Annotated in this window: 15 protein-coding genes and 2 pseudogenes; 11 read left to right on the top strand and 6 right to left on the bottom strand. The window is 72.8% G+C overall.

The features are described 5' to 3' along the window. Both ACFWR9_RS21050 and ACFWR9_RS21045 read left to right on the top strand, forming a co-directional pair. Window positions 1–212, top strand: a pseudogene (locus ACFWR9_RS21050) (hypothetical protein); the annotation flags it as partial. Window positions 213–340: 128 nt separating this feature from the next. After that, complete coding sequence (locus ACFWR9_RS21045) at window positions 341–928, top strand: DUF4277 domain-containing protein (RefSeq protein WP_383844309.1); 588 nt, start codon at window positions 341–343, stop codon at window positions 926–928. 494 nt (window positions 929–1,422) lie between these two features. Here the strand turns inward: ACFWR9_RS21045 and ACFWR9_RS21040 are convergent. Continuing rightward, window positions 1,423–1,674, bottom strand: a pseudogene (locus tag ACFWR9_RS21040) (NAD(P)H-dependent oxidoreductase); the annotation flags it as partial. 240 nt (window positions 1,675–1,914) lie between these two features. Then, window positions 1,915–1,998 carry a putative leader peptide gene (locus tag ACFWR9_RS21035; protein ID WP_356367094.1) on the bottom strand — a complete coding sequence of 28 codons (84 nt, stop codon included), beginning with the start codon at window positions 1,996–1,998 and terminating at the stop codon, window positions 1,915–1,917. Between the two features lie 203 nt (window positions 1,999–2,201). Between ACFWR9_RS21035 and ACFWR9_RS21030 the strand changes: the two genes are divergently transcribed. Beyond that, window positions 2,202–2,642: an SPW repeat protein gene (locus tag ACFWR9_RS21030; protein ID WP_383844306.1), complete on the top strand. Its 441-nt coding sequence runs from the start codon at window positions 2,202–2,204 to the stop codon at window positions 2,640–2,642. 171 nt (window positions 2,643–2,813) lie between these two features. Continuing rightward, window positions 2,814–3,083, top strand: a complete 270-nt coding sequence (locus ACFWR9_RS21025; protein ID WP_383844303.1) for a GlsB/YeaQ/YmgE family stress response membrane protein — start codon at window positions 2,814–2,816, stop codon at window positions 3,081–3,083. Between the two features lie 11 nt (window positions 3,084–3,094). Here ACFWR9_RS21025 and ACFWR9_RS21020 read toward each other — a convergent pair whose 3' ends face one another. Beyond that, window positions 3,095–4,054: an NAD-dependent epimerase/dehydratase family protein gene (locus ACFWR9_RS21020; protein WP_383844301.1), complete on the bottom strand. Its 960-nt coding sequence runs from the start codon at window positions 4,052–4,054 to the stop codon at window positions 3,095–3,097. 147 nt (window positions 4,055–4,201) lie between these two features. Between ACFWR9_RS21020 and ACFWR9_RS21015 the strand changes: the two genes are divergently transcribed. Further along, window positions 4,202–4,687 carry a nucleoside deaminase gene (locus tag ACFWR9_RS21015; protein WP_383844298.1) on the top strand — a complete coding sequence of 162 codons (486 nt, stop codon included), beginning with the start codon at window positions 4,202–4,204 and terminating at the stop codon, window positions 4,685–4,687. Window positions 4,688–4,763: 76 nt separating this feature from the next. Here the strand turns inward: ACFWR9_RS21015 and ACFWR9_RS21010 are convergent, their stop codons facing one another. Beyond that, on the bottom strand, window positions 4,764–5,471 hold the full coding sequence (locus ACFWR9_RS21010) for a chaplin (protein ID WP_383844295.1): 708 nt from the start codon (window positions 5,469–5,471) through the stop codon (window positions 4,764–4,766). 256 nt (window positions 5,472–5,727) lie between these two features. Here ACFWR9_RS21010 and ACFWR9_RS21005 point away from each other — a divergent pair, with 256 nt between their 5' ends. The 4 genes from ACFWR9_RS21005 to ACFWR9_RS20990 all read left to right on the top strand — a co-directional run bounded on the left by ACFWR9_RS21005 (window position 5,728) and on the right by ACFWR9_RS20990 (window position 11,270). Then, window positions 5,728–7,338, top strand: coding sequence for an alpha/beta hydrolase (locus ACFWR9_RS21005; RefSeq protein ID WP_383844481.1), 1,611 nt, complete (start codon window positions 5,728–5,730; stop codon window positions 7,336–7,338). An 87-nt stretch (window positions 7,339–7,425) separates the two neighbouring features. Then, a complete protein-coding gene (locus tag ACFWR9_RS21000; RefSeq protein WP_383844292.1) occupies window positions 7,426–8,520 on the top strand; it encodes a chemotaxis protein in 1,095 nt (364 codons plus the stop codon). 124 nt (window positions 8,521–8,644) lie between these two features. Further along, on the top strand, window positions 8,645–9,664 hold the full coding sequence (locus ACFWR9_RS20995; protein ID WP_383844289.1) for a Gfo/Idh/MocA family protein: 1,020 nt from the start codon (window positions 8,645–8,647) through the stop codon (window positions 9,662–9,664). A 271-nt stretch (window positions 9,665–9,935) separates the two neighbouring features. After that, entirely contained in the window at window positions 9,936–11,270 is a 1,335-nt protein-coding gene (locus ACFWR9_RS20990; RefSeq protein ID WP_383844286.1) for a PP2C family protein-serine/threonine phosphatase, read from the top strand. A gap of 15 nt (window positions 11,271–11,285) precedes the next feature. Here the strand turns inward: ACFWR9_RS20990 and ACFWR9_RS20985 are convergent, their stop codons facing one another. Continuing rightward, window positions 11,286–12,794, bottom strand: a complete 1,509-nt coding sequence (locus ACFWR9_RS20985) for a hypothetical protein (RefSeq protein WP_383844284.1) — start codon at window positions 12,792–12,794, stop codon at window positions 11,286–11,288. Between the two features lie 290 nt (window positions 12,795–13,084). On the opposite strand from ACFWR9_RS20985, the gene ACFWR9_RS20980 reads away from it, so the two are divergent. Both ACFWR9_RS20980 and ACFWR9_RS20975 read left to right on the top strand, forming a co-directional pair. Further along, window positions 13,085–14,230, top strand: coding sequence for an aminoglycoside phosphotransferase family protein (locus ACFWR9_RS20980; RefSeq protein ID WP_383844281.1), 1,146 nt, complete (start codon window positions 13,085–13,087; stop codon window positions 14,228–14,230). A 280-nt stretch (window positions 14,231–14,510) separates the two neighbouring features. Further along, window positions 14,511–16,427, top strand: coding sequence for an N-acetylmuramoyl-L-alanine amidase (locus ACFWR9_RS20975; RefSeq protein WP_383844278.1), 1,917 nt, complete (start codon window positions 14,511–14,513; stop codon window positions 16,425–16,427). Between the two features lie 11 nt (window positions 16,428–16,438). On the opposite strand, the gene ACFWR9_RS20970 is transcribed toward ACFWR9_RS20975, so the two are convergent. Beyond that, window positions 16,439–16,936 (bottom strand): hypothetical protein, encoded by a 498-nt coding sequence (locus ACFWR9_RS20970; RefSeq protein ID WP_383844275.1) that lies wholly within the window; start codon window positions 16,934–16,936, stop codon window positions 16,439–16,441. Between the last annotated feature and the right edge of the window lie 188 nt (window positions 16,937–17,124).

Raw genomic sequence — 17,124 nt, 5'->3', positions numbered from 1 at the left:
ACTCCCCGGTCGCGGTGGGGCTGGGGGGGGGGCCGGGGGGTTCCGTCCACGTGGGGGGGCCCCCGCCCCCGGGGGGGGGGGCGGGGGGCGGGCGGGCCACGAGTGTGGACAGCCCGGCCCAACGGCTCGCGCGGGAGGCGGTGTTCCTGTTGATCCAGGGCCAGACGGCACCGGTGCGCGAGGCCCACCTGGCCGCGCTGGCCTCCGTCTAGACCCGGATTTCGCACATGCCTCGTTCGGTTGGATCGAGGCATGTGCGGTGCCGGATGGGTGGTCTGTTCGTTGATGTGATGTGTCGATGATTTCGCGTGCCAAGCGGCCACGAGTGCACCGTCCACGGATGAACGTGGAGATCGCACCGGTGGTGGAGAGGCGTCTGGGTGCTCTGCCTGCCTCTGCCGAGTTTCTGCGCCGGCTTGACGTGGCCGGGATCATCGACGGGCTGTGTCCGGTGCGTGAGGTCGCGCATCTCACCCATGGGCAGGTCATCGAGGTGCTGGTCGCCAATCGGCTGTCCGCGCCCGCGCCGCCGGTACGGATCGGTGACTGGGCCCGGGAGTGGGCGGTGGAGGAGGTCTTCGGGATCGAGGCGGACCTGCTCAACGACGACCGCATCGGCCGGGCACTGGACGCCATCGCGCCCGAGCTGGACCGCCTCGTGGGCACCGTCGGTGCGAGCGCGATCGCCGAGTTCGTGGTCGATGTCTCGCGCTTGCACTGGGACATGACCAGCATCTCCCTGCATGGCGCCTACGAGAGGCCGGAAGAGGGGTTCCCGCAGGTCAAGTTCGGTCATCCCAAGGACCGCCGGGCGGATTTGAAGCAGATCCGGGCCGGGATCGCGATCTCGGCGGACGGAGGCATCCCCGTTTTCCACGTGCCTACGACGGCGGAGCCGGCGAGGTCTCCCAGGTCGTCGGGGCGATGACGGCCCTGCGTGAACTGGCCGCGCCCCGCGACTTCCTGATGGTCGGCGACTCGGAACTGATCTCCTACGGCAACCTGCTGGCCCTTCAGGAAGCCGGGGTGAAGTTCATCGCCCCGGCGCCTGCGGCCAAGATTCCCGATGGCCTGTTCGCCGGCCTCGACGCGGGCCAGGCCCGCCTGGTCGACTACGCCGCCGGGCGGGACGCGGGAAAGCCACCCGCGCAGCGTGGCCAGTACCGCGTGCTGGAAGACACCCAGACGCTGGCTGGTCCACGCAAGCGGGACCCGCAGGTCACCATGCGGCGGATCCTGGTCCACTCCAGCGCCAACGCCCAAGCCCAGCAGGCCGCCCGCACCCGGCGCCTGGACAAGGCCCGTGAGGAACTGGACAAGCTCCAGACTGCCTGCGGCGGCCGGCACTACGCCACCGCCCAGAAGGTCACCGCCCGGATCGGCGTGATCACCAGCAAACGCCGCATCGGCTCCTGCCTGGTCACCGGAGTAGGACGCCTTGTAGACGGGGGTGCCGACGACGACGCCGTCGGCGCGGGCGAACAGCGCGGCGGCCTCGGTGATGGCGGGGTGCCTGAAGTCCGCGCCGAGCAGCGCCTCGGCGGGGATGGTGCGGACGTCGAGCGGGATCACGTCGTGGCCCTGCGCGGTCAGCCGTTCGTCGAGGTGGCGCAGCAGCCGGTTGGTGCGGGAGGAGGCGGAGGGGCTGCCGGAGACGGACAGGACGGTGGCCATGGGACCTCTTTTCGGGACGGCGGGAAGGCGAGGCGCTTTCTCCGCAAGGGGGCGCGCGGCGGAATTCCCGGCCCGTCCTCCCTTCGGGGAGCCGCTGGACCGGGACATGGGAAGCACCGGACCCACCGGGAGCCTGGGCGGCCACCGGGTTCGGGCGGTGCGGGGAGTCGCTCGCAGGGCCGTGCCGGGCCGGTGCGACGGGGTGAGGAATGGTGAGGAAGGGGCGGTGGATCGGCGGGATCAGGCCGCGGTGCGACAGGAGGCGCTGGAGACGCGTGCGAGGTCGACATGGCGTCGCCGCGTGAGATCCGGTCGCGTTGGCATGCCGTCGATCGTGGCAGCCGCCGTCGAACAGGGTCAAGGAGATCAGGGCCGGTCTCGTCCCGCGAACGCGGATTTCACACGGGTGTGACAGAGAGGCTTCCCCGACTACACATAAGGGAAAAATAAGAGCAGAATGCTCTTATGCGGCGCTACCGCACACCGCACCCGAAGCGGTTGGCCCTGCAAGTCGAAGGAGACGACTCATGGCCCACGTCTCACACTCCCGCAGTGACATCACCAGCCACCCCGACGCCCCGGAAATGCAGGAACGCTACGCGCGCATGCTCGGTGGTCGTGACGTGGCACTCGTGGACGGGCCGGTGTTCCTGCTCGGCCTCTACTGTGCCGTGTCCCCGTGGATACTCCACTTCACCACCAGCCAGCCGTCGCTCGTGGCCCACAACCTGATCGTGGGCATCGCCATCGGTCTGCTGGCACTCGGATTCAGCCGCGCCCCTGAGCGCATGTACGGCCTGAGCTGGGCCATGTGCGCGATGGGCGTCTGGATGATCATCTCGCCGTGGATCGTGGGCTCGGGCCCGGACGCCGGCGTCATCTGGAACAACATCATCATCGGCGCACTCGCCCTGGTCCTGGGCATGGTCTGCGCCGGTACGGCGGCGCGGAGCGCCCCGAAGAGTTAGACACCCGGGAAGGGAGCCGCACGAGCCGGTCCGCTCACGCGCGGGCCGGCCCGCCCGTGTCCGGAGAGGTCCCCCACGTCCCGGCCCGGGGCAGGTCGGAGCGCGGCGGACTGCGCCTGTCGGCAGTGGGCAGAAGCACTACAGCGGGGGACCTGACGAAGTGGGGTGGAGATGGAGATCGACGGCGTCATCAGTGCCATCGTCATCGGTATCGTCATCGGCGTTCTGGGCCGCCTCGCGGTCCCGGGGCGCCAGCGCATCGGCGTCCTGTGGACGATCGCCGTCGGCATCCTGGCCGCGTTGCTCGGGTCGGCGGTCGCCTCGGCGTTCGACGTGGCCGACACCGACGGCGTGGACTGGATCGAGTGGCTCATCCAGATCGGGCTGGCCGCGGTCGGCGTGGCCGCACTGGCCCGGTCCCGGTCGCGACCGGGCCGCTGAGACGATGACCGTCACCGGTCGGCGAGCCACGCCTCGTACCAGGTGACGGTCGCGTCCAGGGTGTCCGCGAGCGGCGTCGGGGCCACCCCGAAGAACCGCTCATAGGCGGTGGAGTCCACGATCTGCGGCTCCGTGTGCTGGTAGAACATCTCCTCGTACTCGGCCATGAACCGCTCGTCGAACGGGCCGAAGGGGCGGGGCCGGGCGAGCAGCACGACGTTCAGCGGCCGGCCCACCCGCTTCTCGATCATCGTGTGGATCTCGCGCGTGGTGACGGCGGGCGCGGTGGGCAGGTGCCAGACCCGCCCGTCGCCCTCCGGGCGCTCACCGAGGATCGCGAGACCGGCCGCCACGTCCTCGATACCGGTGTAGCTGTGCGGCAGGTCGATGTCGCCGAAGCCCACGACCTCTCCGCCGGTGAGCGCGCCGGGGAAGACGGCCGCACCGAGGGACGAGTTGAGTACGCCGGGACCGACGAAGTCGGCGCTGCGGCCGAGGACCACGCGGGCCCGGCCGGTCCGGTGCGCGGCGAGGTACCGCTCGTCCAGTTCGGCGCGCATCCGGCCCTTGCGGCTCGTCGCCTGCCAGGGGCTGTCCTCGGTCATCATGGCTCCCCCGGTCTCGCCGTACGGGTAGAGCGTGTCGAGCACGACGAGGCGGACGCCGGTCTCCTCGACCGCGGCCAGTACGGCCTTCTGGACGCGGGGCATCACTTCGACCTGGAGGTGATAGGCGACGTTGACGCAGTGGTACACCACGGCCGCGTCGGCTATGGCGGCCCGGGCTCCTTGGATCGTGCTCACGTCGGCGGCGAACCGCTCGACGCCCTCGACCGCGGGGCCGTCGCTCCGCCGGTCCACCAGGCGGACGGGGTGTCCCCTGCGTGCCAGTTCACGGGCGAGCGCGGTCCCGGCGGGGCCGGATCCGAGAACGGTGTGCGGGACGTGCGGCTGCGGGGTGACGGCGGGCATGGCGCTCCTCTTCCAGTACGTCGCGTTGCTAGTGCTGCTCGCTTTAGTTAGAGACTGTAACTCTCGCGAGTAGCGATAGCAAGGACGCCGGAAGCCGGCGGACATAGGCTGGTGGACGGGGCCGCGTCGCGAGGAAGGCCGTACGCCATGGTCGTGAAGGACGTCGAACTGCCGCATCTGCGCCGCTGTGTGGAGCTGGCGGCGCGGGCACTGGAGGCCGGCGACGAGCCGTTCGGGTCGGTGCTGGCCGGCGCGGACGGCACGGTGCTGGCCGAGGACCGCAACCGGGTGGCCGGCGGCGACCGCACCCGTCACCCGGAGTTCGAGCTGGCGCGCTGGTCCGCCGCCCACCTCACCCCCGGGGAGCGGGCCGGGGCCACGGTGTACACGTCCGGGGAGCACTGCCCGATGTGCGCCGCCGCGCACGCTTGGGTGGGCCTGGGGCGCATCGTGTACGTCGCCTCGTCCGAGCAGTTGGGAGGCTGGCTGGCGGAGCTGGGCGTCCCGGCCTCGCCGGTGCGGCCGTTGGCGGTGCGGGAGGTGGCGCCCGGCGTGACCGTGGACGGGCCGGTACCGGAACTCACCGAGGAGATCCACGCGTTGCACCGGCGGTTTCACGAAGGGCGCGGCTGAGCGCGCGGGGCCGTGTGCACGGACGGGGCGCCCCTCCGGACGGAAGGGCGCCCCGGTATGTGCGTCCGGGCCCCGGTCAGCTCTCGGCACCCGGGCGGAAGCGCCGATAGAGGACGGCACCGCCGAGGACGAGCACCGCGCCGCCCGCGAGCACGGACAGGGCCTGTTCCGCCCCGGTGTGGGCGAGGGCCGCCGACGCGCGTGGCGGTGCGGTGTGCGAGACCGGCTCCGGCTGGGCGCGCTCCTTCTCGGGCGCGGACGGCTCCGGTTCGGCGAGTGCCGGCGGGCGCTCGGGGTCGTCGTCCGACCCGTTCGTCGACTCGTTGCCGACGGCCGGGTTGCCGATGCCGACCACGTTGACGCTGTTGCCGCTGACGTTCACCGGGAGGTGCACCGGCACCTGCACGCCGTTGCCGGACAGCACGCCCGGCGAGTCCTTTCCGCCCCCCTCGGCGTGCGCGCCGCCCGACGTGCCGGCGGAGGCGCCCGTCCCCTGGCGCGACGTGTCCGACTCGTGGGACCCGCCGCCCTTCTGGGTGTTGGCGCAACTGTTGCCCGCGGCCGGGTTGAGGAGCCCCACCACGTTCACGGTGTTGCCGCACACGTTGACCGGTACGTCCACCGGGAGCTGGACGGTGTTGCCGGAGATCAGACCCGGCGAACCGGCCGAGGAGCCGTCGCCGGTGGCACCGTCGGACGCGAACGCCGCATACGCCGGCATCGTCACCGCCAGCGCGCCGGAGGCGGCGACGGCGAGCACACCGTTTCGGGTAACCCTTCTCATGCGGTCCCTGCCTTCCAGACATGGTCGCGGGCACTCGCCCGCACCGGTTAAAACGCGGGCGCACCATCCGAGTTATGGCTAATCGGTCTTTCACCCCATCGAGTGGACGGTTCATCGAACAAACGGCGTGGTGTTGCGGGCGCCCGCGCGGGGCCCGCGGGCCGGTCCGCGCCCGGAGGCGCCGGGTGCGAGGCCCGCTTATGGTGATCGAGTGGCGCCGACCACGGGTCCGCGACAGGGCGCCCGGGAGGCATCGATGCAGGCCAAGCCGTCGACTCGGCCCTCTGTCCGGCGCTGCGCGGTCAGCGGAGCGCTCGGCCTGTCCCTGCTGGGTGCGGGGCTGCCCGCCGCGGCCGCACGGGACACCGGACCGGATCTCTCCCGGTTCTACGATCAGAAGGTCACCTGGTCGGCGTGCGAGGGCATGGAGATGCCGAAGGACCTCCAGTGCGGGAAGGCCACCGTCCCCCTCGACTACGACCGGCCGAAGGGCGAGACCCTCGACCTGGCGCTGGCCCGGTACCGGGCGACCGGCGAATCGCGCGGCTCGGTGCTGCTGAACTTCGGCGGTCCCGGCGGCTCGGGAGTCAGCGAACTCTCCGTCGGGGGCAAGGACTTCATGCATCTCACCAACGGCTACGACGTGGTCACCTTCGACCCCCGCGGCGTCGGCCGGTCCTCCCCGGTGACCTGCGGCCCGGCCACCCTGGAGATCATCGAGGCGACGGGCGGGGACGAGCCGGTCACCGACCCCGAGGACGTGCTCGGACGGCTGCGGGACGCGGCGGCCGAGTGCGCGAAGTACTCAGGACCCGTGCTGCACCACATGGGCACGGTCGACGCCGCCCGCGACATGGACGTGATGCGCAGCGCCCTCGGCGACGACCGGCTCAACTACCTGGGCTTCTCCTACGGCACCCGACTGGGCGCGGTCTACGCGGCCCGCTTCCCGGACAAGGTCGGCCGGATGGTGCTGGACGGCGTGGACACGCTGACGGAACCGCTGTCCGAGCAGGGGCTGGCCGGTGCGCGGGGTCAGCAGACCGCGCTGGAGAACTTCCTCGACTGGTGCGTGGAGGACATCGCCTGTCCGTTCGGCCAGGACGCCCGGGCCGCCCGGGAGCATGTCGAGCGGCTCGTCGCCTCGCTCGACGCCGACCCGGTGCCGTCGGCGTTCGGTGAGCCCTTCTCCGGTCAGGACATGGTGGGCGCCATAGGCCAGGCGCTGTACAGCCAGGAGCTGTGGCCCTTGCTGGAGCGGGCGCTGGCGCAGCTGCTGGAGGACGGCGACACCCGGGGCCTGGAGGGCTTCTCCTCCGGCGGCTTCACCTTCCCGGTCCGTGCGGGGTCGGCCGCGGCGGGCCGTGAGCCCGCGCGGGCGGGCCTCACGGACGAGGAGGACATCCCCTTGGACAACCTTCCGGCCGCCCTGATGGCGGTCAACTGCGCCGACGACCCCGACCGCCCCACGGCCGCCGAGGTCACCGGGTCCCTGGACCGGCTTCGCGCGCGGTACGAGGAGGTGTCGCCGGTCTTCGGCCGGTACCGCCTCACCCAGGTGCTCATGTGCTACGGGCGCCCCCGGGGCACCGACTACGTCCGCGACGACGTGAAGGACCTCGACACCGCCAGGATGCTGCTCGTCGGCACCCGGGGCGACCCGGCCACGCCGTACCGCTGGACCACGGAGACCGCGAAGCGGCTTGGGCCCTCGGCCGTGGTCCTCGACAACCGGGGCGAGGGACACACCGGGTACGCGTCCTCCCAGTGCGTGCACCGCAAGGTCGACGACTTCCTGCTCTACGGCTCCCTGCCGCCCGACGGCAGCTCCTGCGGACCGGAGAGCGGCGAGGGCGGGACCGACTGAGCACCCGGCCACCCGACCACGCCGACTGCCCCGGCTGCCCGATGTGATCGATATGCCCTATCCGTCCAACGGTCCTATCGTGCTGACATGGAGCACGATCTGAGTCCCGCCACCCTCGCCGAGCTGCGGCGCCCCCGCCCGTATCCGGCCGTGTCCGTGCTGACGCCGACCCACCGCCGCGAACCGGACAACGCCCAGGACCGGGTCCGGCTGCGCAACGTGGTCGCCGCGGCCAAGAAACAGCTGGAGGACGATCCCGCGGTCACCCGCGAACGTCGCACGGAGGTGTCCCGGGAGCTCGACCGGGCCCTCGCCGAGGTCGATCTGACCTACGCCGAGGACGGCTTGGCGATCTTCGCCGCTCCCGGTGAGCACCAGGTCTGGACACTCGCCCGTTCCGTGCCCGAACGTGTGGTCCTCTCGGACACCTTCCTGACCCGCAACCTCGTCGCCGCGCAGGCCGCCGAACGCCCGTTCTGGGTGCTGTCGGTCGCCGCCGACCGCGTCAGGCTGTGGAGCGGCGGCGCGGACCGGGTCGTCGAGGAACACCTCGGCGGCTTCCCGTTCGACCGGCCCGCCGAGGACTTCGACCCCGAGCGCCAGGAGCAGATCGGCGACGCGCCGAGCACCTTCCGCGACGAGGGCATCCGCCGGTTCCTGCGCGACGCCGACACCGCGATGGGCAAGATCCTGCGCGCGCATCCCCGGCCGCTGTACGTCACCGGTCCCGAGCCCGCGCTGTCCCTGTTCGACGAGGCGGGCACCCTCGCCGCGGGCGCGGTGCTGGTCCCGCACGGCGGTCTCGCGCACGGCACGCCCGAGGCCGTGTGGCAGGCGGTGCGGCAGGTGCTCGACGACGAGGCGAAGGGGTCCGTGGAGGCGGTGGCCAGGGAACTGGACGCGGCCCGCGGGCGCAAGGACTTCGCGGCCGGGGTCGACGAGCTGTGGGAGAGCGCCCACAGCGGCCGCGTCCGGCTGCTCGCCGTCGAGGAGAACTTCAAGGTGACGATGCGCGACGACGGTGAGCACCTGCTCCCGGCGTTCGACGGGGACCTCGACGCCCGCGAGGACATCGTGGACGAGATCGTCGAGCAGTGCCTGGAGACCGGTGCCGACGTCCGCTTCGTGCCGGACGGCGCGCTCGGGGACGCGTCCGGCATCGCGGGGGTGCTGCGCTACTGACGCCGGCGGCCGCCCCTCGCGGGCCGTCCCCCCCTTGACGGCTGTGACGACCATGAAACCCTGATCGCCGTACACGCACCCGCCGCCCGCGGGTGCGCGGCGGGCGGGGAAGGAGCTGCGGAGCGTGAGCGAACTTCTGGGTGTGGCGGTCCTGGGCGCGGGACACATGGGCGCCGACCACGTACGGCGCCTCGACGCGGTGGTGAGCGGCGCCAGGGTCGCCGCGGTCGCGGACCCCGACGCGGAGCGGGCGAAGGAGGCCGTGGGCGGCATCGACGGGGTCACCGTGCACACGGACGCCGTGGCCGCGCTCGACGCGCCGGGCGTCCGGGCGGTCCTGATCGCCTCGCCCGGGGAGGCGCATGAGGAGGCCCTGCTGGCCGCGTTCGCGCGGGGGCTGCCGGTGCTGTGCGAGAAGCCGATGGTGCCGGACTCCGCGGGCGCGCTGCGCGTGGTGGAGGCGGAGGCGCGGCTCGGCAGGCGGCTGACGCAGATCGGGTTCATGCGCCGGTACGACACCGAGTACCGGCAGCTGAAGTCGCTCCTTGACGGCGGGCGGCTGGGCCGGCCCCTGATGCTGCACTGCGTGCACCGCAACGTCTCCTCGCCGCCGCACTTCACCTCGGCGATGCTGGTCAACAGCTCCGTCTCGCACGAGATCGACGCCGCCCGCTGGCTGCTGGGACAGGAGCTGAGCGCGGTGACCGTGCTCCGGCCGCGGCCGTCGGCGGGCGCGCCCGAGGGCCTGCTCGATCCGCAGCTGGTGCTGTTCGAGACCGACGGCGGCGCGGTGGTGGACGTGGAGGTCTTCGTCAACTGCGGCTTCGGCTACGAGGTGCGCTGCGAGGCCGTCTGCGAGGCGGGCAGCGCCCGGATCGGTGAGGCGCACGGCATGCTGGTGACGGCGGCGGGCGGCGCCCGGGAGGAGGTGCCGCAGGACTACCTCGTACGGTTCGCCGACGCCTACGACCGCCAGGTCCAGACCTGGGTGGACGCCACCCGCCGCGGCCGGGTCACCGGTCCCGGCGCCTGGGACGGGTACGCCGCGTCCGCGGTCGCCGAGGCCGGGGTGCGGGCGCTGGAGACGGGTGAACGCACGCCGGTCGGACTGGCACCGCGGCCGGCCCTCCATGACCCGACATAGAACAAGGGTCCACCGAACACCAGGGCGACGACGCCCCCGGGATCCGACGCCCGTCAAGTCCCGTAGGGGCTCTACGACTTGGGCTCCGCCGCACGTACGCCGCCCACGTACCGAAGTCACTCCGGCAAGACGCTGGCATATGCCGGAAGCACCCCCGTATCGTGTGTTGCCGAATCCCTTACGGGCCGTCGCGGGCTGTGCAACAGTCGTAACGGTCCTTCCGCCGGCCCCGGTTCACCCTGGTCGTACCGTCTGCACATCGGAGTGCGTCATGTCGCCCCATCTCTCCGCGGACCACCCCGCCGCCCAGCCGCCCGGCCGCGGCTCGGTCGAGGCACTCATATCGCAGACGCGGCGGCTGCGTGGCGACGTGGACGCGGTACGGCGGGACAGCCAGGGCGAGGCGGCGGACCCCCGGGGACGGTGGCAGCGCGCGCTGTACGACCTGGCGCTGCATCAACTCACCGACCTCGACGCGCACTTGGCGCAGCTCCGGGACGGCCCGGCGCCCGCGCCACGGCCCGGTTCGCTGCTCAGCCGGGTCGGCAGCGCGGAGTGGAACCTGCTGACGGACGAGGCCGACTGGTCCGGGGAACTGTTCCAGATCCTCGGCCGCGACCCCGCCTCCACCCCGCTCAGCCTTGACGAACTCCCGTCCCTGGTGCCCACCGAGGACCGCCCCAAGCTGACCGCGATGGTCACGGACTGTCTCGTCGACGGCCGGCCCATCGACGGGGAGTTCCGCGTCGTGCGCCCCGACGGCACCGTGCGCACCGTGCACATGATGGGCGAGCCCGTGCTCGACGCCGACGGCAGCACCGCCTCGATGTGGGCGGTGCTGCGGGACGTCGGCGAACTGCGCCGCAGCCAGCGGGTGGTGAGCGAGACCCGTGACTCGCTCCGTCACCGTCCGCTGCCCGCGGACACCGGGCCACGGGCCGCGGTCGAACCGCGGGAGGCCGCGTCCGCGCCCTGGCACGACCTCCTGCGGTTCCCGCACCAGGGACGGCCGGGCCTCGACCTGGCCGCCGGGTACCTGCCCTCGTCGGACCACGCGCCCCGGCACAGCGCCTGGTACGACGCGTGCCCGCTCACCGGCGACGAGACCCTCTTCGCCGCCGGCGACCTCCCCGGCGTGGACACCGGCGGGGCGCAGGGCCCGGTGATGCTGATCGGCGCCCTGCGGGGCCTGGCCCTGGCGGGGATCCGGCCCCCGCAACTCCCCGACCGGCTGGCCGGGTTACTCGAAGCCACCGCCCTGCCGCCCGTCCGCTCCGCCGTGTACTGCGGCTACGCGCCCCGAACCCGCACCCTGACCTGGGCCGGGGCCGGGGCCGGGCACCGGGTCCCGCTGCTGCTGTTCCGCGCGGGAGCGGGGCGTGCGCTGTCCGGGCAGGGCGAGGCGACCCTCGAACCGGACGACCTGCTGCTCCTGCACACCGGCGCGACGGAGCCCGCGGCCGTGGCCCACCTCCTCTCCCTGGCCCCCCGGCTGACCGGGTCGGGCTCGGCGCGGGACGGCGTACGGATCGCGACGGAGGAACTGGCCGGGTCCCCGGCGCCGATGGACGACGCCTGTGTGCTGGTGACCCGGGTGGCGCCCTGAACGACGCGTCGCCCCCTACGCCGGCGCGACGCTGCCGCCCCTCCCCTTTCCCCTGGCCGACTTGCCCTTGGGCAGCGCCAGTTCGATCTCCTCGCGCAGCTCCTGGATCCTCGGGTATCCGGCGTACTCGGCGGTGAGCCGGTACATCTGCCGCAGCCGGTCCCAGGTCCGCTGGGAGGAGTTGGACCCCATCGACACCAGGGCCAGGCGCGCGTACCGGTCCGCCTGTTCGGGGTCGTCGGCGATGAAGCAGGCGGAGGCCATGGACAGATAGTCGAAGATCTTCGACCGCTGCCGGCCGTCGATCCTCAGGGCCAGGGCCTTCTCCGCGTAGTACTGCGCGTGCACGGCGGCGCCCGGTTCGAAGTCGGCGAGCGTCCGGTAGGCCAGGGCCTGCATGCCGAGCAGGTCCTCCTCCTTGAACGTCTGCATCCAGTCCGGCGGCGGCACGTCCGCCTTGTCGGAGACGAAGAGGTCCTCGGCCCGCCCCAGGGTGCGGCGCATGGCCTGGCCCTTGCCCATGGATGCCTGTGCCCAGGCCTCGATGGTGCAGAGCATGGCCTGGGTGCGCGGCAGCACCTGCTCGCCGGAACCGGACTTGGCGAGCTTCATCAGGTCGAGCGCGTCGTCGGGCCGGCCCAGGTGCACCATCTGGCGGGCCGCCCGGGAGAGCGCCTCCCCGGCCCGGGGCCGGTCACCGCCCTCGCGTGCGGCGTGGGCGGCGATGACGAAGTACTTCTGGGCCGTGGGTTCCAGGCCGACGTCGTGCGACATCCAGCCCGCGAGGACGGCGAGGTTGGCGGCGACGCCCCACAGGCGCCGCTGGAGATGGGGTGGGTGGTGGTAGGCGAGCATGCCGCCCACCTCGTTGAGCTGGCCCACCACGGCCTTGCGCTGGAGTCCACCGCCACGGGCGGCGTCCCAGGCGCGGAACACCTCGACCGAGCGCTCCAGTTCCTCCACTTCCTGCGACCCGATGGGGGCGGCCTCGTAGCGGTCGAACCCGGCGGGGTCGGCGTGCAGGGGGTGGCGGAGTTGGGGGGCGTCGGCCGCGAGGGCCGGGTCGGTGTGCAGCCAGTCGTGCATGGCGCTGCTGAGTGCGGAGCCCGCGGCGAGCGCGGCGCCCGCGCCCACCAAGCCGCGTCGGTTGAGCATGAGGTCCATTCCCGTGAATTCGGTGAGGACCGCCGCAGTCCGCTCGGGCGCCCACGGCACTCCGTCGGGATGTTCCTCGCTCCCGCCGCCCTGCCGTTTCCCCGCGCGCCCGTGCCGGACCAGACCGAGGTCCTCGATGGTCACGACACGGCCGAGTCGCTCGGTGAACAGAACCGCCAGCACCCGCGGCACCGGATCGCGCGGGATCTCTCCCATGTCGATCCACCGCCGCACCCGCGAGGTGTCGGTCGCCAGCTGGAGGTGGCCCATGGCCGCCGCCTGCCGGTTCACCATCCTCGCGAGCTCGCCCTTGGACCAGCCGGCCAGGCCGAACAGGTCCGAAAGACGGGTGTTGGGTTCTCCGCTCACGTCAAGCCCCCAGGTTCTCGGCTGAGTTGACAGTAGCCCGGTGCGGGTTGCCGGGCGACTATTCGCCACCGTTCGCCAGGGTGCGCCAGATGGTGTGCCAGGGGCGGCCGGGTGTCAGGTAGGAATGCGCCACCCCGACCCGGTCGCAGTGGAGTTACTCCCCAGGGTGACCCCCGGGCGGCCGGTCGGGCGGCACGACGGCTTACGGAAGACGCGCTTCTCCGGACACCACGGGCGGGCGCCGGTCTTCAGGCAGGCACAGCAGGCACACGAAGGGATCTGTCTCGCCCATGTACGCAGCATCGTCCTCCGTGTCCGCCCCGCAGCGCTCGCTGCACCCCCGCCCGACGGCGGGCGGCGGCCCCTATCTCGCCCCCGCGCGTCCGGCGGCCCCGGTGCTCGGGGCGGGCAGGGCGCGGCGCGGCGCGGGGCCCGGCACGCAGCCGCTCAGCGGAAGAATCGACCTGTCCGGCCCCCAGGGGGCCCAACTGCGCACGGCTATCGCCTCCGTGCACCGCATCTGCCCGGAGTTCTCCCCCGTGCAGGTACTGCGCCGCAGCGGGCGCTCCGTGCTCCTGGTCGGTACGACCGGGCGCAGCACGGCGGTCGCCAAGTGCTTACTGGACCACTCACCGGCGTGGTCGGAGCGGATCCGGCACGAGATAGGGGCATACCGCTCGTTCGTCCGGCAGCGCCCTCCGGTGCGGGTGCCGAGGCTGATCGCGGCGGATCCGGACAACGGCACGCTGGTGATCGAGCGGATGCCGGGACGGGTGGCCGCGTTGCAGCGGCACCCCGTGGAGGCCCCGCCGCGCGCGGACATCAGGGCGGCGCTGGGCGCGGTCTGCCGGCTGAACGCCTGGCGGCCGCCGGCCGGGGCGTTCGACGCCCCACTGGACTACGCGGCCCGGATCTCCCGCTATCACGAGCTGGGGCTGCTCACCGACCGGGACCTGGGCGACCTCCAGAAACTGCTGCACGGCATCGCCCACGCGAGCGGACGCCAGGGCATGGGGCAGTTCTGCCACGGCGACGCGCTGCTGTCCAACGTCCTCATGTCACCGGCCGGTCCGGTCCTGGTGGACTGGGAGCACGCCGGCTGGTACCTGCCCGGCTACGACCTGGCGACGCTGTGGGCGGTCCTCGGCGACGCTCCGGTGGCCCGCCGTCAGATCAGCCAGATCGCCCAGTCGACGGGCACGGCGGCGCGCGACGCCTTCCTGGTGAACCTGATGCTCGTACTGACCCGGGAGATCCGTACCTACGAGACGGCCGTGCAGCGTTCGATGCACGACTCGGCCTCCGCCCCGGCGGCCACGCCGGCCCACCCCGGTGCCACGCCGACCGGCGAGGAGCAGCGGCTGCTGCTGCGTCGGCTGCACGACGACTGCCAGATGGCCCGCCGGGCCGTGCGGGCGGCGGTCGGCACGCGCTGACGGGAAGGACGACGGGTCCGCGGTGTGCCCCTCGGGCGCACCGCGGATTTCTGTGTCCAGGTACATGTAGGGGCCATTGGTGTACGCCACTGACGCCGCGCAGGCCGGTGCCCCGCCGCCACGAAACTCGCCGGACACCCTGCTGACGTGGGAAATCGCCGCCATGACGGCATGATTGACGGATTGTCGGACCGCCGGGTAACACTGACCCACGCCCGGCCCCGCACGCCCCCCCCACGTCCGACCGTCACAGGAGGCCGCTTTGCGAGGATCCCCCGTAGTGCCCGCCCTGGCCGTCGCCGCGCTGCTGCTGCCGCTGCTCGGCGCGGCACCGTCCGTCGCCGGTCCCTCCGACGCACCGCCCGCCACCGACCGCCTCCAGCGGGCGTTCGCCACCGCGGCGGCCGAGTACCGGGTGCCGCAGAGCGTCCTGCTCGGCGTCTCCTACCTCCAGTCCCGCTGGGACGCGCACGGCGGAGCGCCGAGCGTGACCGGCGGCTACGGACCGCTGCACCTGACCGACGCCCGCACGGCCCTGGAAGGGGCCTCGCACCACGACGAGGGCACCGAGGACCCGCGCGGCGACGCCGCCCGTGCCCCACTGCCCCCGAAGGCGCGGGCCACGCGCGCCGCCGCCCTGCCGGACCGGCTGACGACGCTGCCGCGGGCGGCCGAGCTGACCGGTCTGAGCGCGGAGGCCCTGCGCACCGACCCGGCCGCGAACGTGTCCGGCGGTGCCGCGTTGCTGGCCGCCGCCCAGCGGGAACTGGGCGAGCCGCTCAGCGCGGACCCGGCGGACTGGTACGGGGCGGTGGCCCGCTTCTCGGGCGCGGAGGACTCGGCGACGGCGGCGGCGTACGCGAACGACGTGTTCGAGGTGATCCGCGCGGGCGAGCGACGGACCACGGACGCCGGGCAGCGCGTCACCCTGGCCGCCCGTCCGGGCCTGGCCCCCGACACCGCGCGGCTGGGCGACGCCGGTCTGCGCGCCGCCTCGGCCGCCGGCACCGAGTGCCCGAAGTCGGTGTCCTGCGAGTGGATCCCCGCACCGTACGTGGAGTTCGGGGACGGCGACTACGGCAACCACGACCTGGGGAACCGGCCCGCCTCGCAGCGCATCCGGTACATCGTCGTGCACGACACGGAAGGCGCCTGGGACGGCGTCCTCAACATGGTCCAGGACCCCGCCTACGTCTCCTGGAACTACACGCTCCGCTCCACCGACGGGCACATCGCCCAGCACGTGAAGGCGAAGGACGTGGCCTGGCACGCGGGCAACTGGTACGTCAACGCCAAGTCGATCGGGCTGGAGCACGAGGGGTTCCTGGCGGAGCCGGACGCCTGGTACACGGAGGCCATGTACCGCTCGTCGGCGCGGCTGGTGAGGTACCTGGCGGGGAAGTACGACATCCCGCTGGACCGGCAGCACATCCTGGGCCACGACACCGTCCCCGGCACCACGACCGCGACGATCCCGGGCATGCACACCGACCCGGGCCCGTACTGGGACTGGCGGCACTACTTCCGGCTGCTCGGCCGCCCCTTGGAGCCGACCGCCGGCCGGAAGTCCCCCTTGGTGACGATCCGCCCCGACTACTCCGCCAACCGCCCGGAGTACACCGGCTGCGAGAAGGCGGGCGAGTCCTGCGCGACGCACGGCTCCAGCGCGGTGCGTCTTTACTCCGACCATGACGTGAACGCGCCCCTGATCAAGGACATCGGCCTCGGCTCGGCGCCGACGACGGGCGTGAACGACCTGTCGTCCCGGGTCTCCACGGGGCAGCAGTACGCGGTGGCCGACCGGTGGCGCGACTGGACGGCCATCTGGTACCTGGGCCAGAAGGCCTGGTTCCACAACCCCGCGAAGAACCCGGCGGCCGTGCCCGCGTCGGGCCGGGTGATCACCCCGAGGAAGGGGCTGGACAGCGTCCCGGTGTACGGACGGGCGTACCCGGAGAAGGCGGCCTACCCGGCGGACGTACCCGCCCAGGCCGTGTCGCCGCTGCCGTACACGCTGGGCAAGGGGCAGAAGTACGTGGTCGGTGAGAAGGTTCCCGGCGAGTACTACTACGCGGTCGGTTTCGACACGGCCTCCCACCGGGTGGTGCGGGGCGAGGACCAGTACTTCGAGATCCAGTACGGCCACCGGGTCGGGTACGTGCGCGCCGCCGACGTCACGCTCTCGACCGTGCGGTAGCCGCCGCCGGGTCAGCCCTGCTGGAAAAGCTCCGCCGGGAGCGGCTTCAGCAGGGCGTACAGGTCGTCGGTGATCGGGCGGTCCCAGGCGGCGATGGTCACCAGGACGCCGTCGCTGCGGTCGAACTGCACGCAGGAGATCCGTCCCTCGGAGAGCTTGAGGCGGCGCACGATCAGCAGGTTGTCGCCCTGCATCACCGGGACGTCCTCGGCGCCGACGACGGTGACCTCCTCGTCGTTCTCCAGCGCGAGCAGCAGTTGGGCCACCTCGAAGGGGATCTCACCGTCGGGGACCTCGCGGGCCGGGGAGCCGTCCGGCAGGTTGCCGATGATCATCGCGGGGCCGCGGCCGCCGAACAGGTCGTAGCGCAGGAAGACGCCCTGGCAGCTGCCGTCGGGCGCGGGCAGCAGGCCGGCGCCCAGATTGCCGGGCCAGTCGCCCGGGTCCATGGCCAGGACGTCGAAGTCGGGCCCGGCGGGCGTGGCGCTGCGGCGGCGGAGGAACGACATGCCGCCATGGTACGTGGCCGGACCCCGCGGACGGCGTGCGGGCGGGCGGCCGTCCCGGCTAGGTCCTGTCGTCAAACTCCCGTCGTCCGCCCGGAGGGCGGGCCTCGCGGCGTCAGGTGCGTGCTCTCGGCGCGCGGGGCCCTGATCCTCGTACTGGATGTACTTGGGTCAGGGCCCCGTGCGGCGAG

Source organism: Streptomyces sp. NPDC058534, from assembly GCF_042717365.1.
Taxonomy (GTDB): Bacteria; Actinomycetota; Actinomycetes; order Streptomycetales; family Streptomycetaceae; genus Streptomyces.
This window is presented reverse-complemented; position numbering and strand designations above follow the sequence as displayed.